The sequence below is a fragment of the Massilia sp. DJPM01 genome (assembly GCF_030348125.1).
GTDB classification, from domain to species: Bacteria; Pseudomonadota; Gammaproteobacteria; order Burkholderiales; family Burkholderiaceae_D; genus Telluria_A; species Telluria_A frigida.
In genome coordinates, this window is the sequence record NZ_JAQOZV010000038.1 from 18,720 (window position 1) to 36,050 (window position 17,331).

General features: G+C 65.0%; 13 protein-coding genes. 1 reads left to right on the forward strand and 12 read right to left on the reverse strand.

Annotated elements, in window-relative coordinates; translation table 11 throughout:
• Nucleotides 1-2: 2 nt before the first annotated feature.
• The 4 genes from PO883_RS22100 to PO883_RS22115 form a co-directional block, all read right to left on the reverse strand.
• On the reverse strand, nucleotides 3-2,333 hold the full coding sequence (locus PO883_RS22100; RefSeq protein WP_289311663.1) for a hypothetical protein: 2,331 nt from the start codon (nucleotides 2,331-2,333) through the stop codon (nucleotides 3-5).
• Nucleotides 2,334-2,603: 270 nt separating this feature from the next.
• Nucleotides 2,604-4,025: a DUF3999 family protein gene (locus PO883_RS22105; protein ID WP_289311664.1), complete on the reverse strand. Its 1,422-nt coding sequence runs from the start codon at nucleotides 4,023-4,025 to the stop codon at nucleotides 2,604-2,606.
• Between the two features lie 17 nt (nucleotides 4,026-4,042).
• The gene (locus tag PO883_RS22110; protein ID WP_289311665.1) at nucleotides 4,043-7,252 is read right to left on the reverse strand and encodes a DUF2339 domain-containing protein; all 3,210 of its coding nucleotides are present in this window, start codon (nucleotides 7,250-7,252) and stop codon (nucleotides 4,043-4,045) included.
• Between the two features lie 82 nt (nucleotides 7,253-7,334).
• Nucleotides 7,335-7,835 (reverse strand): arsinothricin resistance N-acetyltransferase ArsN1 family B, encoded by a 501-nt coding sequence (locus PO883_RS22115; protein ID WP_289311666.1) that lies wholly within the window; start codon nucleotides 7,833-7,835, stop codon nucleotides 7,335-7,337.
• Nucleotides 7,836-7,971: 136 nt separating this feature from the next.
• Between PO883_RS22115 and PO883_RS22120 the strand changes: the two genes are divergently transcribed.
• Nucleotides 7,972-8,745 (forward strand): glutaminyl-peptide cyclotransferase, encoded by a 774-nt coding sequence (locus PO883_RS22120; RefSeq protein ID WP_289311667.1) that lies wholly within the window; start codon nucleotides 7,972-7,974, stop codon nucleotides 8,743-8,745.
• 3 nt (nucleotides 8,746-8,748) lie between these two features.
• Here PO883_RS22120 and PO883_RS22125 read toward each other — a convergent pair whose 3' ends face one another.
• The 8 genes from PO883_RS22125 to PO883_RS22160 all read right to left on the reverse strand — a co-directional run bounded on the left by PO883_RS22125 (nucleotide 8,749) and on the right by PO883_RS22160 (nucleotide 17,110).
• Nucleotides 8,749-10,143, reverse strand: a complete 1,395-nt coding sequence (locus tag PO883_RS22125) for a DUF692 family multinuclear iron-containing protein (RefSeq protein ID WP_289311668.1) — start codon at nucleotides 10,141-10,143, stop codon at nucleotides 8,749-8,751.
• A 31-nt stretch (nucleotides 10,144-10,174) separates the two neighbouring features.
• Nucleotides 10,175-10,435 (reverse strand): hypothetical protein, encoded by a 261-nt coding sequence (locus tag PO883_RS22130; protein ID WP_289311669.1) that lies wholly within the window; start codon nucleotides 10,433-10,435, stop codon nucleotides 10,175-10,177.
• A gap of 233 nt (nucleotides 10,436-10,668) precedes the next feature.
• Nucleotides 10,669-11,400, reverse strand: coding sequence for an ATP-grasp domain-containing protein (locus PO883_RS22135; RefSeq protein ID WP_289311670.1), 732 nt, complete (start codon nucleotides 11,398-11,400; stop codon nucleotides 10,669-10,671).
• Entirely contained in the window at nucleotides 11,388-12,221 is an 834-nt protein-coding gene (locus PO883_RS22140; protein WP_289311671.1) for a DUF2310 family Zn-ribbon-containing protein, read from the reverse strand. Before PO883_RS22140 ends, PO883_RS22135 begins: the two co-directional genes overlap by 13 nt.
• A gap of 21 nt (nucleotides 12,222-12,242) precedes the next feature.
• The gene (locus tag PO883_RS22145) at nucleotides 12,243-13,667 is read right to left on the reverse strand and encodes a TonB C-terminal domain-containing protein (protein WP_289311672.1); all 1,425 of its coding nucleotides are present in this window, start codon (nucleotides 13,665-13,667) and stop codon (nucleotides 12,243-12,245) included.
• 288 nt (nucleotides 13,668-13,955) lie between these two features.
• Entirely contained in the window at nucleotides 13,956-15,680 is a 1,725-nt protein-coding gene (locus PO883_RS22150) for a molecular chaperone HscC (RefSeq protein WP_289311673.1), read from the reverse strand.
• Nucleotides 15,681-15,923: 243 nt separating this feature from the next.
• The gene (locus PO883_RS22155) at nucleotides 15,924-16,760 is read right to left on the reverse strand and encodes a hypothetical protein (protein ID WP_289311674.1); all 837 of its coding nucleotides are present in this window, start codon (nucleotides 16,758-16,760) and stop codon (nucleotides 15,924-15,926) included.
• A gap of 59 nt (nucleotides 16,761-16,819) precedes the next feature.
• On the reverse strand, nucleotides 16,820-17,110 hold the full coding sequence (locus tag PO883_RS22160; protein ID WP_289311675.1) for a hypothetical protein: 291 nt from the start codon (nucleotides 17,108-17,110) through the stop codon (nucleotides 16,820-16,822).
• Nucleotides 17,111-17,331: the final 221 nt, after the last annotated feature.

Here is a 17,331-nt window from a genome sequence, read left to right on the forward strand (position 1 = left end):
GCTTACTCCTTTGCGTCGTGAGGGGAAGACTGGCCGGTATGCAGCAGATATTGCCCGCCGCGCCGCACTTCGATGCGCCAGTCCTGGCTGCCCGATCCCTGGCCGGCATCGAGCACCACCGTGCTGATCGTGTGAAAACCCGGACTCAGCGCATGCAGGTCGAGCGTGCTGCCGCGTCCGATTTCGGTGCCACGGTGGTCGTACCAAAATACCTGCGAGGCGGGCAGGGCTGCCCCGCGCCCGGTACGCACTTGTGCGCGCAGCAAGGCGGGCAGCGCGACCGCGCCGCTGGCGGTCGAGGCGACATCGGCCAGTCCGATCGCCAGGCGCGCACCGAGCGGGATGGGCGCCTGCGCCAATTGGCCTTCCCAGCGCACTTCGGCGGTGGCAATCCCGCTGCTGGCCAGCACGCGGATGCCGACCGCCTGCTGGCGGCCGAACAGCTGCTTCGGCACCGTCAGCGCGTTCGCCATGGTGCGCGGCACCAGCCCGCGCCAGGTGCCGGCGGCGTCGCGCCATTGCACCAGGAACCACAGCGCATCGGCGGCGGCGCTGTTCCAGCGCAGGTTCAGCGATGGCGCCAGCGCGTCCGCAGCGCCATCGACGACCAGTTCCAGCGGCGCCGTCCGGCCGATCGCTTGCTCGAAGATCGCTTTGCCGCAGTCGTAGATCACCAGCCGCGTGGCCGCCGGATCGAAGCCGATCGCTTGCCGTATGCGTAGCGGAAACGCATCGCGCGCGCAGGCGCAGGCGTCTTCATGCCCCGAGGTAAACAGGCAGGCGTGCTTGAGCATGTTGCCTTTGTCGTCCTGCAATTCCACCTCGAAGCTGGTCGGCATCGTCCCCAGCGGCTGCGGATAGGCGGGGAAATGAAACGCCGGCCGCAGGGTCACCGCGCGCTGGCGCGTGATGCTCATGACCAGGAACAGGTGCGGGGTCTTGATCTTGATCCAGTCGCCCCGGTCCTGTTCGGTCCGGCCGGCCGCGCCCGGCGACAGGCTGGCGACGGCCGGAATGCGGCTCAGCAGCGCCTTGTAGGTGTAGGGGCTGATCCACTTGTTGCCCGAATAACCCATGATGTCGTGCGCGTTGGCAGGGTCCTTGACGCTGCCGTCGTTGGTGTCGATGCCGAACTCGCCGATGCTGTCGGAATCGTATCCGCTGTAGCGCGGATAGGCAGCGTCGGTGTTGAGCGGGTTGGCACAGCGGGTTACGTTGTCGCAGGGCGCGTGCTGGCGGCCCAGCGCATGGCCGAGTTCGTGGGCGACGGTGGCCCCGCGTCCGGTGCGCGCCACGGCGGCGGCGCCACCGCCGCAGCCGCCCACCGAGCCGGTGCGCACGCCGGTGTTGTACAGGCCCAGCACGATGTCTTCCGAATCGCCGCGCATCTCGGCCACGGCGTCGAGCAGGTCGTCGAACTTGTCGCAGCCTTCGTTGATGTCGGACTCGATGTCGTTATCGTAGTCCATGCTCACGAAGCTGGTGATGCTCACTTGCGGAATCGGGAACAGCTTTTCGGTCGTCATCACGGTGTTGACGAAGTCCGCCAGGACCGGCGCGGCCAGCGAGGCCGGGGTCGCGCCATCGTTGATGTCCGGTCCCGTGTAATTGATGCCGACCGCCATCACCGGCAGCGCCGGAATGGCCTCGAAGTCCAGGGTACGCTCGAACCTGGACGAGAACTGGGTCGGGTCGAACGCGGACGCGACGCGGGCGCGCAGGGTCACCGTGCCGACCGAGCGTTCCTGCGGGATGATGAATATGAGCGTGTGGCCGGCCTGGCCGCGCGCGATCTGGGCGTCGCGTCGCGGCACGATCGGGGCCAGCGGCGTGAGCGTGACAGTGCCGCCCGGGCCGCTCACGTCAAGCGTGCCGGTCAGGCTGGGGATGGGCGCCAGGCCGGAATTGGCGTCGTAGTCAACGTACAGGCGCACGGCGGTCGGCTTGTCCGCCACCAGCCGGATCGAGTTGTCCGGAAACACGTTCGCACTGTCCAGATGGGCGCTGCTGCGAAAGTGCTGGATGACCTGGCTGATTTCGGCATCGACAATGACCAGGTCGCCGCGCGGATTGCCCGGCGTGGGCGGCGTGATCCGTTCCAGCTCGGCCAGCACCACGAACTGCAGGTTGCCGCTGTAACTGTCATCCCATTCGTTGGACCAGTCGCGCAGGCCAAAGGTTCCGCCGACCAGCACGCGGGTGGCGTCGGCCGGGTCGATGGTGCTGCCCAGTTCGACGGTCATGCGGCCAAGGTGATGGTCGTTGTCGTCGAAGGTCGCCGAGTAGCCGGCCATGCCGGCGGTGGCGCGCAGGACCCGGCGCGGAAACGCCACGGCCGTCTCTGCCGTTTGCGGTCCCTCGCCGGATGTGGACGGAAAGTTAAATGAACCAGGCCGGATCTCCATGCCGATTTCCTCCAAATGAATGACAGTCGTTGAACTCCCTGTCAGTCAGCGTAGGCGGCAACGACGAGCGCGGCACTGTCGCAGCGCAAGCGCGCGGCGCAAGCGCGAGGCGCAAGCGCGAGGCGCAAGCGCGCGGCGCAAGCGCGAGGCGCAAGCGCGCAACGGCGTGCTCTGCGGCACGCAATGCTTTCCGATTCCTTATTTCATTTGTTTAATGAGGCGCCACGCCATGAAGGAAAGCACGCCGACGCCCGCGAGCAGGGCGCCCCACAGGGCGAACATGCGGGTGCGGGCGGCGGCCGCCGCCTTGTTCGCGGCGCCGGGCCCCTCGCCGGGGGCAGCCCTGGCCACTTGCATCGGCCCGGCCACGGCGCTTTCAAGCGCGACGATTTCGGCCGGCGTGAAGCCGGGCGCCACTTGCGCCAGCGCACTGGCGCCTGGCTTGGCGTCGGTCCGGCCGAAGGCGAGACGGTACGGCGGCTTGCCGTTGGCCAGGAACACCAGCGTGGCCGGCGACCAGGCCAGGCGCAGCGCCGGCGCGGCCGCGCCCGCCGTCTCCGTGCGTACCACCCATTCGGCCTGGTGCGCGGGCGTGATGCTGATATCGCCCGAGGCGCGGCGCTTGCCGCCTTGCATCAGCTGATAAAAGGTGGCAGCCGCCACCGGCTCGAAATGCCAGGTCGTCGTCTGGCCGCCTTGGCGGTCGGGTAATTCCACGTAGTGGCCAAGCTGGGCCGGCATGACCAGGTTCTGCTCGCCCAGGTCGAGCCCGATGCGCTGCACGGGAATCGCCAGCGCGGCGGGGTAAACATGGTCGTTGGGAAAGCGGCCCGGCTTGGGCTGGATTACCAGGCGCTCCACGGCCGGCGCCACCGCCGTGGTCAGGGGCGACTCGGCGGTGATGGCGGCAAACTGCAGCGGCTTGCCCTGGCGCCAGCTCAGGCGTGCGTAGCGGAATGAGCGTGCCTCGAACTCCATGCGCGCGCTGGCCAGCTTCTCGCCGCGCTCGTTGACCAGCCAGGAAAGATCGGTGTCGCCGAGCGTATCCCAACGCTTGAGATCGTCGCTCGCTTCCAGCACCACGCGCGCGCTGTAGCTGTCGACTCCGGCTGGCAGGGCGAAGCGCAAGGCATCGATGGCAACCAGGCTTGCCGGCGCGCCAAGGTCGAGCACCAGGGTATCGATGCCGGGCGCCGCCGCCGCGGCCGGGCGCGAGCGCGTGCTGACCGACAGCACCGTGCCGTCGGCGGAGCGCTGCACGTCGATATCGGTGTCGGTGGTGGAACCGGCCGGGCGCGCCGTCTGCACGGCGAACAGGCGCACCGGCAGGTCGCGCCGCGAGCGTTCGGCCCGTGCCGCCGGTTCCTGCAGGCTGAACGGCAGCTTGTTGCCCTGCGCATCGAACAGGCGCAGGTCGCGCAAATCCGCCGTGCGCGCGTGCAGGTAGACGTCTTTTGGCAGGCGCAGCTGCACCACCGATTCCTTGCCGCTGACGGTCAACGGTATGGCGTGGCGGTAATCGTCCGGCTTGTCGCTGGCCGGCGCATCGGCCGCCGCCAGCGGCGAGGCAGCCGCCGCCAGTGCGGCCAGGCACAGGCCGGCCAGTGGTTTCTTCAACATGGGTTCAACTCCCTGGTTCATGCCGCGCTCGCTTCCGGCGGCGTATCGTGTTGCGTTGGAAACGGTGCAATATAGCCGATCACGACCATCAGCAAGCCGACGCCGACAAAACTGACAATGCGCGCCACCCCGCCCACGTCCGACAGGTCGACCAGGAACAGCTTGCCGACCACCAGGCCGAGCAGCACCGCGCCGACCACCCACAGCTTGCGCGATGCCTGCTTCGCCGCGCGCCACATCAGCAGCAGCGCCGACACGCTCCACACCAGCGACAGCATGGCCTGGATGAACTGCGAGGCGAACAAGGTGTCGACGTTGTACGGGATGGCCAGATAATGCGCCGCCGTGCGCAGCAGCATCAGGTTGAACCAGGCGTAGCCGGCCCAGGCCAGCGCCGTGGGCACGCGCGCCAGCAGCAACTGTTCGCTCTCGCCGGGCTGGTCGGCCAGGCGCATGCGGTAGCACACCACCGCCAGCAGCATGGCGAAGCCGCTGGTCAGGTCGAGCGGGTTGAGCACTGGCAAATAGGGCAGGGGCGACATGGCGCCGTCCTGGGTCAGGTTCCAGACGGCGGCCAGCAGCAGCGACCAGCCGCTCGCCAGCGGAACCAGCACGCCCCGGTGCCAGCTGGCAATAGGCGCGGCTGGCCACTTGCCGGTGCGCGCGCGGCCGCTGACCCAGACGATGGCCAGCATCATCAGCCAGGCCGGGATGAAGTTGGCCCAGCTGCCGCTGGTATGCCAGCCCGCCTGGCTCAGCAGGACCGCGTCGGCGTTATCGACCCCGTACAGCCAGCGCGATACCGCGATCGCGGCGGCCGGCCAGATCATCAGCCACGGGCCGCCGGTGCGCAGAGTGTGCAGGGCCTGGAGCCACGGCGTGGCGATGGCCCAGCCATTGAGCGGCCAGCGCTTGAGCAGGTATTCCGATGTCAGCCACAGGCAGGCCAGGGCAATCCCGGCGTCGAGCGCGATGGCGTTGCCGTCGTACAGTTCGGTCAGGATGGCGACGGTCGCCCCCAGCAGCCCGATCCAGGCGGCAACGCTGAGCCAGCGCAGCGCCTGCCACGCCAGCCGGCGCGCGGCGGCGGCAAATGCCAGCGCCGACAGGGCCACGGCCATGCCATACGCCGACAGCAGCGACATGCCGTCCGAACGAGCGCCGCCGAACAGCTGGTAATGGCTGTTGAACCAAATGCAGAAAAACCCCAGCACGGGAGCGAACCACCAGCCAGCCGACCACATCAGCATGGCCCTGGACAGCTTGGGATACTGCTGTTGCATGGCCCAGCTGCTGAACAGCGCGCCGCCGAACACGATCAGCGCGCCCAGGAATGGCGTGCGCAACAGCGGCGCCTCCAGCGAATACGAGGTGAACAGGAGGGCCAGCGTGAGCAGCAGCAAGACAGCGCCGCTCGTCAGTTGCACGCCCAGCGCCAGGGTGCGCGCCAGCGCCCATTGCATGCGCGTGGCGATGAACGCCAGGATGAGCGATGCCGCCAGCGCGCTCGCGGCCATGAGTGCGGCCTGCGTGCCGCCGCTGGTGCGCAGCATGACTTCGGTCCAGGCACCGGCGACCATCCACAGTGCGGCCACCGTCAGGAACGCCCCGCCCAGCCCGGCTGGCAGCGGCGATGGCAGGTCGTCCTTGCGCGAGCGGAAATTGGTGGCCATCAGGAAGGCGGTGCCAGTCAGCAGCAGGAAGCCCAGCCACAGATTGGCCTTGGCCGCCTCGGCCTGGCCATCGATGCCGCTGATGGCGGCGATAAACGAGATCCACGCACCGGCTTGCACCAGCAGGCCGAAGGCGACGGTGAGCGCCTGGCGCTGGCGCAGGCCGACCCAGACCACGCCGGCGCCTTCCAGCGCCCACGCGGCCGAGGTCCAGCGGCCATCGAGCGCGAACGGCAGGGCCAGGGTGCCGAACACCAGCCCGAGGGCCAGGAACGATTCCACCTGCAGCCTGAAGTTCTGCGCGGCGCGCCGCCACATGGCCAGCGCCGCCGTGGTGTAGAACAAGCCCAGGCCGAGGGCTGAGAATGCCACGCCGAAACGCGTATCCTTGACCAATCCGTACTGCAAGCCGAAGGCGACCAGCGGCACGCCGAACACCAGGGTGGCGTCGACATAGTTCTTCAGCGCCGGCGCCTGGCGCGCGGCGTAGGCGATGGCGATGGCCACGTAGAACAGCACGAAGACGATCAGGAACAGCTGGGTGGACAGGTAGTTTTCCGGTGCGTAGCGCAGCACGCCCCAGGCCGTGCCGATCACGAAGGTAAACGCGAAGCCGATCAGGTTCAGGGTGCGCCACGAGCGCTTGAGCGCGATGCCCAGGATGCCGGCATTTAACAGTGCGTAATACGAAAACAGCGCGATGTGGCTGCCCTGGCCGGTGGACGTCATGATCGGCGCCAGGAAGCCGCCGGAAATGCCGAACACGGCCAGCCAGAAGGCATTTTGCAGCACCGCCAGCAGGCAGGTGAAGAAGGTCAGTGCGAACAGCAGGCCGAACGCCAGGCCGGACGGAATCAGCTGGTACATGCGGAACGCGCCGAAGGTGACCAGCATCAGGATGCCCAGCGCCGCGCCTTGCACGGGCAGGCTGATGCCGCGCCGGCTGTCGCGGATGCGCCAGCCCCAGACCAGCAGGGCGATATCGGCCATGACGATGCCGGCCAGGCGCAGTTCGATCGGCACGGTGGTGCGCTCGGCCGCATATTTGAGCAGGAAACTGACGCCGATAAACAGAATCAGCAGGCCGAGCTTGGCGACCAGATTGCCGGTAAACAGCCATTTTTTGGCCGCCAGCATCCAGGCAGGGGTCGACGCGGCAGGCAGTTCGGCGGGCTCCGGGCGACGCATCGCTTGCGCGGGCTCGGCCGGCGCGGGCCGGGGAGCGGCAGGCGCGTACGGCACCGTCCGAACAGGTGGCGGCACGGGCGCGCTGACCGGCGGCGCCACCGGCATATAGGCAAGCTTGGCTTCGTCGGGAACGGTCCGCGCGGGGATGGGCGGCGCTGCGGGGCGAGGCGCAGCCGACGCGGTAGCCGACGCGCCAGCCTGCGCGGCAGATGCGGCGCGCTTCACGTCTTCCTTGAGCGCGATCACCTCGGCGGCCAGTGCCGCCACGGTTTTCTCCAGCTCATCGGTCCGCTGCCGGGCCGCCTTGCGAAAGCGCAGGAAGTGGAAATAGAAGGCGAACGGTAGCAAAAACAGAATTACGTCCATCAATTTTCCTTGGGTTGCAAACTAGGCAATTTTGCATGTTAGCATTCCAAGGGGAAATGACTACTGTAAAATTGTTAGTTGCTTATTCTGCGCCCGACAGTTTCAGTTCCCAGTACGCGACATCGATCCAGTTCCCGAACTTGAAGCCGACTTCGCTGAAATGCGCGACTTTCTTGAATCCGAGTTTTTCGTGCAGTGCCACGCTGGCCTCGTTTGGCAGCGCCACGCCGCCAATGACCATGTGGAAGCCATCGCGCGCCACGCGTGCCAGCAGCGCCTTGTACAGGGCGCTGCCACGGCCCTTGCCGCCCAGTCCCGGCACCAGGTAGATCGAAGATTCGAGCGCGAAGCGGTAGGCATGGCGCACCCGCCACTTGCTGGCGTAGGCATAGCCGATCACGGTGCCGCCCTCGGTCATGGCGAGGAAGGGCAGGCCGGCTTGCTGCAGATCGGTGATGCGGGCGGCCATTGCCTCCTCGCTGACGCTCTGTTCCTCGAACGACACGCAGGTAGTCAAAATATAGTGGTTATAAATGGCGACGATTGCGGCGGCATCGGCGGCGCCGGCATCACGGATGTTCAATACGGACTCCCTTGCTGGTTGATCATTTTTATGGCGGCGCCCGCGCTGGCGGTGCCGTCCCGCTACAATTGTATTAGTATTCATGCCATGAGGAAGGATATGCCTTCCGTTTCAGCGATTCGACCTGAGGTGTTACTTGAAGAGATTTCCCATTGCGGCCCTGAGTTTGCTGCTGGCCTGTGCCGGCGCGGCGCAGGCTGCCATCCCCGTGTACGGCTTCGTGGTGAAGAATACGTATCCGCATGACCCGGACGCCTTTACCCAGGGCTTGTTCTACACCGATGGCATCTTGTACGAAAGCACTGGCCTGAACGGAAAGTCGTCGGTCCGTAAAACCGATCTGAAAACCGGCAAGGTGCTGATGAAAACCGACATCGCGTCGGATTATTTCGGCGAAGGCATTACCGACGTCGGCAATACCATCGTGGGCCTGACCTGGACCTCGCACGTCGGTTTCGTGTTCGACAAGGCGACCCTGAAAATGAAGCAGACCTTTTCCTATCCCGGCGAAGGCTGGGGGCTGGCGAACAATGGCAGCGACATTTTCATGAGCGACGGCACGGCCGCCATCCGCGTGCTCAATCCGAAAACACTGGCGGAAGTGCGGCGCATCCAGGTCACGGCCGAGGGCAAGCCGATCGACCGCCTCAACGAAATGGAATGGGTCGACGGCGAGCTGTACGCCAACGTGTGGGGTTCCGACGTGATCGCGCGGATCGACCCGGCCAGCGGCAAGGTGGTCGGCTGGATCGACCTGGCCGGGCTGCTGGACGAGAAAAGCCGGGCTGGCGGCACGGCCGATGTTCTCAACGGCATCGCTTACGACAGCAAGAAGCGGCGCCTGTTCGTCACCGGCAAGCTGTGGCCCAAGCTGTTCGAGATCGAACTGGTGCGGCGCCAGGGGCGCTGAGCGTCACGGGGCGATGGTCAATGCAAATTCGCCGCGGTCGGTAAAATCGGGCATGCGCGCGCTACGCAATGCCATTAGCAGCGGCAAGGGTGAACAGGTAAAGCGCACGGTTTTCGGTTGTCCGTACATGCGCACCTGGTGCGAGGCCAGTTCAAACGCCAGTACCTCGTCCAGATGCGGAATGCGGAGCGCCTGGGTGCGCAGGAACTCGGCGAAATTGAGGGCTTCTTCGGTGGCAAACGGTTCCGGCGGCCGGGTTTTCCAGAACGCGTGCAATAACGCGAGAAACGCCGATTCCCCGACTGTGAGCGATATCAGGCGGTAACTGAGCGCCATCGAATCGACGATGGTGCCGCTGCGTACCGCCGCCACCAGCTGGCGCAGCACGCGAATACCTTCATCGGTATCCGGCGGCACCGTGCAAGGCTCGTCCGTGGCGATTCCCAGCACTTGACCGGCCAGCGCGCGTTCCCATTGCGGCGGTGACGGCAAGGCGTCATCGACCGCAGCCGCGTGGCGGAGCGTGCCGCGCGGCGTCGCGCATGCCACTTGCAGCGTGGTCTTGCGCTCGTCCCACAGCCGGTGCAATTCGTGCAGTTGCGCTGTCAGGTGGCGATGCGCGATCGCGCGCATGTACGCCGGGACAATTTCAAACATCAGCGCCTTGAGATTGGGCAGCCGCGGCAGCACCGCATGCGCCAGCTGCATCAGCTCCGCCGGCACCAGCCCCGAATGCGCATCGAGATAATACCCGTCGAGGTAATCGCCACCCGCCAGATGGACTTCGCACACGCGTTCGAGCGGCATATCGTCGAGCGCCGCCAGCACGCCCTGGCGGCCATTGCGCTCGTTGCACCAGAGGTTATGCAAGTCGAGCAGGATCGCGCAGTCGGCTTCCTCGGCAATGGCGCCGAAAAACGCGCCATCGGACATTTCGCCCGGCACCGGCTGCAGGTAATTGACACCGGTCTCGAACGCAAACGGCACCGGTAAGCTGGCGCTCAGCGTCCGGATATTGGCAGCGGCCAGCGCCACGGTTTGCGCGCTTTGCAGCGGTGGCAGCAAAAAGCCCGTACTGAATACGCCATCCGCTCCGCTGGCGCGCGAAAAACTCAGGTGCTCGCTGGCCCACGATGCGTCGAGCGCTTTCACGACATCGGCGAACAGCGTTACCTGCCCGGGTTCTGGCGGCACGCTGCCGCCAATCGGAAAACCGAGGCCATGCACCAGCTTGGGATGGGGATCGGCGCGCAATTGCGCCAATACGTCGGTATTGATGGCATACGGCACAGCGGCCGCCGCCGATTTGAACCACAGCGGCTGGGGCTCGATTTCGATGACGTCGATCAGGTCCTTATTGGCCTCGATAAACGCTTCGAGGCCGGGAAGGCAGATCATGCCGACGCCTGATTCCGGTAAATCGCGCATATCAGGGACTCGGCTGGTCTTGCGGCTGCCCGATCGCCTGTACCGCCAGAGTGGCGTTGACGATCAATCGGCGCTGGACGTCGTCACGAAGACCGCATCCGGAGGTCCAGGCCCGGCAGCCGGGTTGCCCCACCGTCTCTTTCCGGACGCGCTGGAACTGGTTCGGGCAAAAATACACCTGGGTCGGCATGGGAACGTTGACGGTGCGCGTGACGGCGCGTGCGGCCAGGGTGGATCGCAGATCGGCGGTAGTGGTATCCATAGCGTGGCGCTTCTTGTGATGTCGGCGGTAACGTGTCCTCGCGGGAGATGCGGCGCATGTCCCGGCAGCACCGCCGCCACCATTAGTGATGAGGCTGGCTGCGGAGTAAAGTATAGGCATCACCCATCCTGCATTTGCCACCAAGTGCACCGACTTTGCGCAGCATCAAAGGTGGACGTGGAGCGCCCTTGAGTTGCGACACTTCGTGCACCTGATTTTTGGCGTAACCCTTGTCAACGCTTGACCGAGGCCCGTTCCAGCACCGTCAGGACGCGCTCGGCGTCGCAGCCGTAGATGCCCGCACCCCAGGCCGCGTTCTGCTCCACGCAGGCCCAGCCGAGGCCCTCGATGATGCCCGCATCGACCACGGTGGCGGCCGGCAGATCGACGGCCGGGTCGGCCAGCAGGCGGGCCATGAATGCCTCCAGTTGCGCATCTTCTTCAGGGGTGCTGTGAAAATCAGCGTCGCGCTGCAATTCGCCCCGGCGCGAATAGATCGAATAGGTGGCTAGCGTCCGGTCCAGGATAAAGCAGCGAAATTCCAATTCCCAGGTCACCACGCCGGAAACGAGGACCGGCATGGCGTCGTCGTATTCGGCCGGCAATTCCGGTCCGCGATAGACGGCCGCCGGAAAACTCTTGTCATTCGGCGGCTTGATGAATGCCGGCTCCGTGAGCTGGCGCGCGGCGCCGAGCGTGGCAAGGGTAATGGCGCGCTTGCGGTAGTCGAACGGAAGCCGCACCAGCCAGTCTTGCGCCGGATTGAGCAAGGCCAGGCCGAGCTGCTCGGCGAGGGTCGGGCCGAACAGCGCCTCGGCGTACAGCACCGGATCGGCCAGCGATTGCAGCGCCGGCGGCACGCGCCAGGCGGCCAGCCGCTCCACTTGCCAGCCAAGACGCGCCGCCGCCTTCCACAGCACGTGCGAATCGTCGGTATGGCGCGGTGTGAGAATCAGGGTGGGCATGGGGCAATCGGGGCGCGAAGTTGATCCGGGGCTGTCATCATATAGCTGGCACTCAGGTTAAAGGCAACATTCGACAACAGCCGGCAGTTGTCGCACCGAAAATCAAAGCATCCGTGCAGCCTCGCCGGCAATTGCCAGGGGCCATCGCAGGCCGGACAACGCCGTTGCGCTTCCAGGGCGGCGCCGCGGCCTTTATCGCGGTACAGGTAGTAATAAAACGGCTTTCCGGCCCGTTCCGACAAGACGGCGCAGCATGCGCGGCCGGCTGCCGACAATGCGCTGTCGATCACCGACATCTGGCGCGTAGCGGCTTTTTCCAGCACCGTGCAATTCATTTGCAGATGGTCGCATGACTGATAATCGGACTGCCACGATATCACGTCATGAAACTCGGTATCGGGCGGCGCCGTGAACCGGTACAGCGGCACCGGCCCGAAGCAGTCCATGCACCGCACGGGCGACTCCAGTGTCAGGCAGGTGGTAAATAACACGTAAGCGCCCGGGTTTGCGCAGCCGCATGCCTCGGCCGAGTCGCATTCTTCCCCGATAAGCGACCAGCCAAAGGTGATGCCTGCCTGCTGCGCGTCGGCGATACAGCGCCTGACATAGGTGCCGTGATAGCGCGCGTCGAGCGCATCCGCGGCGGGCGTCAATACGGTCGTGACGCAAGCGCCGCTATCCATGACAATCGGCCATTCCCTGCCGCAGACCTGGCCGTTTTTTCTCAGCGCGCCCAGAAACAGATTCAAGTGCGCAGCCGGCACGTCGCCGGGCGGCGGCCCCGTGAAGCGCATGTCAATTCGTACTGCGTGCATGCTCATTCCCTTCGTGTGCGAGCCTGCTTACCGCGTGCCCGGCGGGTCTTCAAGCGCCTCAGGCGGCGCAGGCGGCGCGGGGCGCGGCTTGGTGTCCGTCTTCTCGGACGCTCCTGTGGCTGATGGAAACACCGGCGGCGGCGGGGAAACAAACTCGGGCGGGCGAAGCACGCGCGTTATGCGGACCGAGTATGTCACCGCGAAGTGGCGCTCGACCGTGGCCGGAAACGGCTTGGATTCCCTGATCGCCTTGCCGACGGCGTGGGCGTAGCGTTTATCACCCGATCCGTCCAATTGTTTCAACGACTTGACCTTGCCGGCGGCATCGAGAACGACGTCAAAGTCGGCCGATCGAAGGCCGGGCGCGGCATCATTGTCGACCTTGTAGTCGATGCGCGAGCCGATTTCATCGAGCTGGGCGGGCGTCAGCCGTTCGCCCTGGGGGGGCGCTGGCGGGAGCGCGCTTCTGGTGTTCTTGTTCATCTCCGTGAGCAGGGGGGCGTAATCCGGTTCCTGGCCGGGTGTCAGAGCGGCCGGCTTCCAGGGCGCCTGATTGACCGATTCCAGCGTGGGTGGCGTCGCCAGGGGAAGCGCTGGGGGAATCGACTTCATCGAGTTGAACACGACGGAGATCAGTATGATCACGCCCGCGATCCAGCCGAAACCCGAGCTCGACTTTTCCGGCTCGCCTGCGACTGCCGATTCGCTCTCCCTGACGATTAATGGAGCGCCGCGCTCGGCAGTCAAAGCGGCATACGCTTCGTGCCAGCGGCCGATTGCCTCCTCGTCGGCGATCAGCCTCATCAACCCAGGGAAACGCGCCAGCATTGTCTGCAAATGCGGCATCAGGCGCCGCAGTTCGCCAAGCCGGGGCAGGGCAGGCTTGCGCAAGCCTGCCAGCGCTTCTTGCTGCCCGGTACGGTCGATTTCTTCCTGAGCGTGGAACATATTGCGCTCGTCGATGGCGCGGTTGACCATGGCGCCCGGATGACCGAACTTTTCGAGGCGATGGCGGTCTGACATCCATCCGAACACGCTGATGGCGGCGAAGAACAGGGTTTCATGACCGAGCTGGCGCGCACCGGCCAGGAAATAGGCGACGCGCGCTTCGAATCCCATGCGGGCGGCAATGTTGAGCAGGCGGTCATCGTTCAGGCAGCGTTGCAGCTCGTCGGCCCAGAGGGTGTCGTCGTACAGCATGCGGCCCGAGCGCAGGCTGGTTAGCGCGCCCAGGAATTGTTGGAAGACATCGTCGGCCAACTGCCCGGGATCGGTTTCCATGCCTGCATTGCGGGCGGGCGGCGCTACGCCCGCGTCGTCCCGCTGGGTAGCTATGTTGACCGATACCGGGGCTTGGGATGGGGCGTACGATGGCTGCGGCGCCGGGTGGCCGCCGCCATCGGCGTGCATGACGTCGGCGCTGGCTCTGGTGTGAACGAGGGCGTCGTCCATGCCGCTCCCGTCATCATCATCATCATCATCATGGCCGCCCCAGGCCAGCCATGCCAGGGCCGATTCGTAATCCGAACGCAGGATCTGGAAGCGGTCAGACTCAGTTTCCTGGTCGATTTGTTTGAGCTGGCGGGCGTAGGCGCGCCGGATGGCGCGTTCGTCGGCGCTCCGGTCAAGGCCCAGGCGGGCGAGAAATGGCGGTATGTGGGGCATGATGAAGAAAGGAGGGTGCGCCGAAACAGGCAAAGGGTGAAACCGGGGCGCCGCCCGGAAGCGGCGCCGTGGGCGTCACAGGTCGGCGTCGCCGAAAGGGTTGCCGGCGTGCCGGTGCTCGACGTAATCGAGGACCTCCACGAAGCGCTTGGCCGCAGCGTCGATGAGGCGCTTGTCCTGGCTTTCCAGATTGCCCTCGAAGCGCGTCATCTCGACCGACAGTTGATCGCGTACGCTGCCGCGCAGTTGCTGGTAAAGGCGCTCGCCGCGAGCCAGCAGGGTGCGCATTTCGATGCGGTCGCGCGGGTGGATTTTAAGCTGCGACAGCGACGCCAGGCGGTCCTTGATTTCCTGCGGCGACAGCAAGCCCGGATTGCCTTCGATAATCAGGACGGCGCTTTCGGCTCCCTTGCGCGCGCTCGCTTCGACCTGCAGCAGGCCATTGACGTCGTAGGTGAAGCGCACCTCGACCGACTTGTCCTCGCGCGTGCCGGGCAGAACCGGAACGCTCAGGGTGCCCAGCTTGATGTTGTCGGCCACCATGCGCGCTTCGCCCTGGTAGACATTGATTTCGATAGCGCTTTGCTGCTCGTGGATCGGCGAATACGTCTTGACGCGGCTGACCGGCACCACGGTGTTGCGTTCGATCACCGGGTCGAAGTGGCCGCGCGAGTGGCCGCCCGAATCGTACTGCATCGCGATTTCGACGCCCAGGGAATAGGGCGAGACATCGGTCATGACGACTTCGTCGAGGGCGGCATCCTTGCTCTTCAGGCCGGCCTGGACTGCCGCGCCGAGCGCGACGACTTCGTCCGGATTGATGTCGCAGGCCGGGAAGCGGCCGAACATGCGCGCCACCATGCGGCGCACGACCGGCATGCGGGTGGCGCCGCCGGCCAGCACGATATTGTCGAGCTCGGCGCCGACCAGGTTGGCGTCGCGCAGGGCGCGTTCGACCGGGTGGCGCAGGCGCGCCAGCAAGGGGGCGCACAGGGTCTCGAAGGTGGGCTCGTCGAGTTCCATCGAAAAATTCTCGCTGCCTTCGGTGACGCGGATCAGTGCGCGCGCGGATGTGCTCAGCTCGCGCTTGGCCAGTTCGACCTGGGCGCTCAGGCGCTGCATGAAGTGGGCGTTGTCGCGGTAGGTCTCGTTGAGTTTATTGTGCTCGAAGAAACGCTCGACCAGGGCGCTCACGAAATCCTCGCCGCCGAGGAAGTTATCGCCCGCCGAGGCGCGCACTTCCATCACGTTCTCGAACAGGTCGAGCACCGAGACGTCGAAGGTGCCGCCGCCGAGGTCGAACACGAGGAACTTGCTTTCGCTGTCGCGCAGGTGGATGCCGTAGGCGAGGGCGGCTGCGGTCGGCTCGTTGAGCAGGCGGTCGACCTTGAGCCCGGCGAGCTGGCCGGCGGCGCGGGTAGCCTTGCGCTGGGCGTCGGAAAAATAGGCCGGGACGGTGATGATGGCTTCGGTGACGGGCTGGCCGAGGGCGGCCTCGGCGTCTTCCTTGAGCGCGCGCAGGATCAGGGCCGACAGTTCTTCGGCGCGGAAAGCGCGCTTGCCAAGGGTGATTTTCTTGTCGCTGCCCATGTGACGCTTGAAGGCGGCGGCGCTTTGGGCCGGATGGGTTTGCAGGCGCTCGCGCGCGGCACGTCCAACCAGGATCGTGCCGTCTTCGTCGACGCTGACGCAGGACGGGGTCAGGACATCGCCCAGCTGGTTGGGGATGAGGCGGGCGGCGCCGTTCTCCCAGACGGAGATCAGGCTGTTGGTGGTGCCGAGGTCGATTCCTACGATCATGCTAAATCCCATTGAGTGACGGTGAGGCGTCGCCATGCGGCTTAACCTTTCAGTACAGCAATGATAACCGAAAAGCGATGGATCGTTGGCATTTGAGCAATCGATCATGCTCAAATTCATCTTGCGGCGCAACACTTCCAGGGGCGGACGCGTTCCCGGCCGGCGGGTTCCGGCAAGCGCGGCAGGAATTGCCTTTGCGGTGTTGCGATGGCCGGCAGGCGCCCTGGTGTGGCCGGTGCCGTTTCAGGTGATGCGAAGGTACTCGTAGCGGGCAGCCAGTTGGTCCCGTTGTGAGGGCGTCAGATCCACGCCATCAAGCCACAGCTGTTTCAGCGACGGGATTGCGGACAGGAGCGGCAACAAGCTTGCGGCCTGCATGGAAGGCAGATGATCGTACCCGCCGACAGACACATATTCGAGCTCGGGCAGTCCGGCCAGCAGAACGAGATCGGATTCCGGGATGGACGTTGCCCACAAATCAAGCTGGCGAAGCTGCTTCATCCTGCAGAGGTGCGCGAGGCCGACGCTCGAGATATCGGTTGCGGCGATGCTCAAGCTGGTAATCGACGTGGACGCGCTGAGCTGCGCGGCCATGGCATCGTCAAAGCGGGAACCCTCCAGGTCAAGCGACGCCAGCTTGGGCAGTTGCAGAAGCGCGCTGATTGCCTGGGCCGATAGTTCAGCTCCCTGGGCACCGAGTTCGCGCAACGACGGGCACCTGCAAACTTCCATGATGTCGTCTGCCGAGAGGGAGTGGTTCGCTCTGAACTCTTCCAGCGCGGATGCTGCCGAAAATCCTTCCAGGCGGCCGGGTTTTACCATGCGAAGCACGTCGAGGACCCGTAATCCGGGAATCGACACCACATGGCGCATCGCCGTGCGCGTGATGTCGCACCATAACCATAATTGGTCCACCGATTGGAACGAGCGAAATCCGCGTGCGATCCGCTCCGTCAGCAAGGGCATCTTTGTCAGGGAAAGTTTCCCGACAGGACCGCTGGCTGCAAAACGACGCAGATCGGCTGAACGACAACTGCCCTCGATATTCACACAGTTGGCTTCGGTAGTTCTACTATCCATGCGGGTTCTTCCACGACTGGTGAGTGAAGATAATAACTTCGAGACAGCGAGCGGTGTCGCTAAAGAATAACGATCGACACGTTGATATCGGGATGGCGCAGTTGAAGGGCGCGCAGGAAGCCGCTGAGCCGCTCCGCTTCGTCGGGGATGGTCATACTCATCCTTGGCCATCCCTCGAATATCACTTCCTTCGGCAACACGGACGCATCGAGGTTGCAAATGAGGTCCCGCAGCAGTTCCCAAGTGAATTCCTGGTTAACAGGAATTCCAAAAGCATGCGCCACAGTCTGTCGCACGAACAATGGCGACCGTGCATAGGTCAGGTCTATCCATAATTTTTCGCTACGCATCCGGCATTCCATATGTCTTTCAGTCCTCCCAACCCCGCCCGACGATGCTGCCCTGCAGGGACATTCAAATCGTGCCGCTTGCCGCAAAAGGCGGCCATTTTAACGCAGGACTAATGCCCCGTGGCAGAACTGCGTCGCTGACGCAGCGCGACCGATACGCATGACAGGGAACGGGAAATACAGAAAGGATGAATGGCATCGAACTGACGTGGCGCCAAATG

Coding starts and splice junctions, on each gene's coding strand:
- PO883_RS22105 (WP_289311664.1), bottom strand. CDS start 4,025: ATGTTGAAGAAACCACTGGCCGGCCTGTGCCTGGCCGCACTGGCGGCG.
- PO883_RS22110 (WP_289311665.1), bottom strand. CDS start 7,252: ATGGACGTAATTCTGTTTTTGCTACCGTTCGCCTTCTATTTCCACTTC.
- PO883_RS22125 (WP_289311668.1), bottom strand. CDS start 10,143: ATGATCTGCCTTCCCGGCCTCGAAGCGTTTATCGAGGCCAATAAGGAC.
- PO883_RS22130 (WP_289311669.1), bottom strand. CDS start 10,435: ATGGATACCACTACCGCCGATCTGCGATCCACCCTGGCCGCACGCGCC.
- PO883_RS22135 (WP_289311670.1), bottom strand. CDS start 11,400: ATGCCCACCCTGATTCTCACACCGCGCCATACCGACGATTCGCACGTG.
- PO883_RS22140 (WP_289311671.1), bottom strand. CDS start 12,221: ATGAGCATGCACGCAGTACGAATTGACATGCGCTTCACGGGGCCGCCG.
- PO883_RS22145 (WP_289311672.1), bottom strand. CDS start 13,667: ATGGACGACGCCCTCGTTCACACCAGAGCCAGCGCCGACGTCATGCAC.
- PO883_RS22150 (WP_289311673.1), bottom strand. CDS start 15,680: ATGATCGTAGGAATCGACCTCGGCACCACCAACAGCCTGATCTCCGTC.
- PO883_RS22155 (WP_289311674.1), bottom strand. CDS start 16,760: ATGGATAGTAGAACTACCGAAGCCAACTGTGTGAATATCGAGGGCAGT.
- PO883_RS22160 (WP_289311675.1), bottom strand. CDS start 17,110: ATGCGTAGCGAAAAATTATGGATAGACCTGACCTATGCACGGTCGCCA.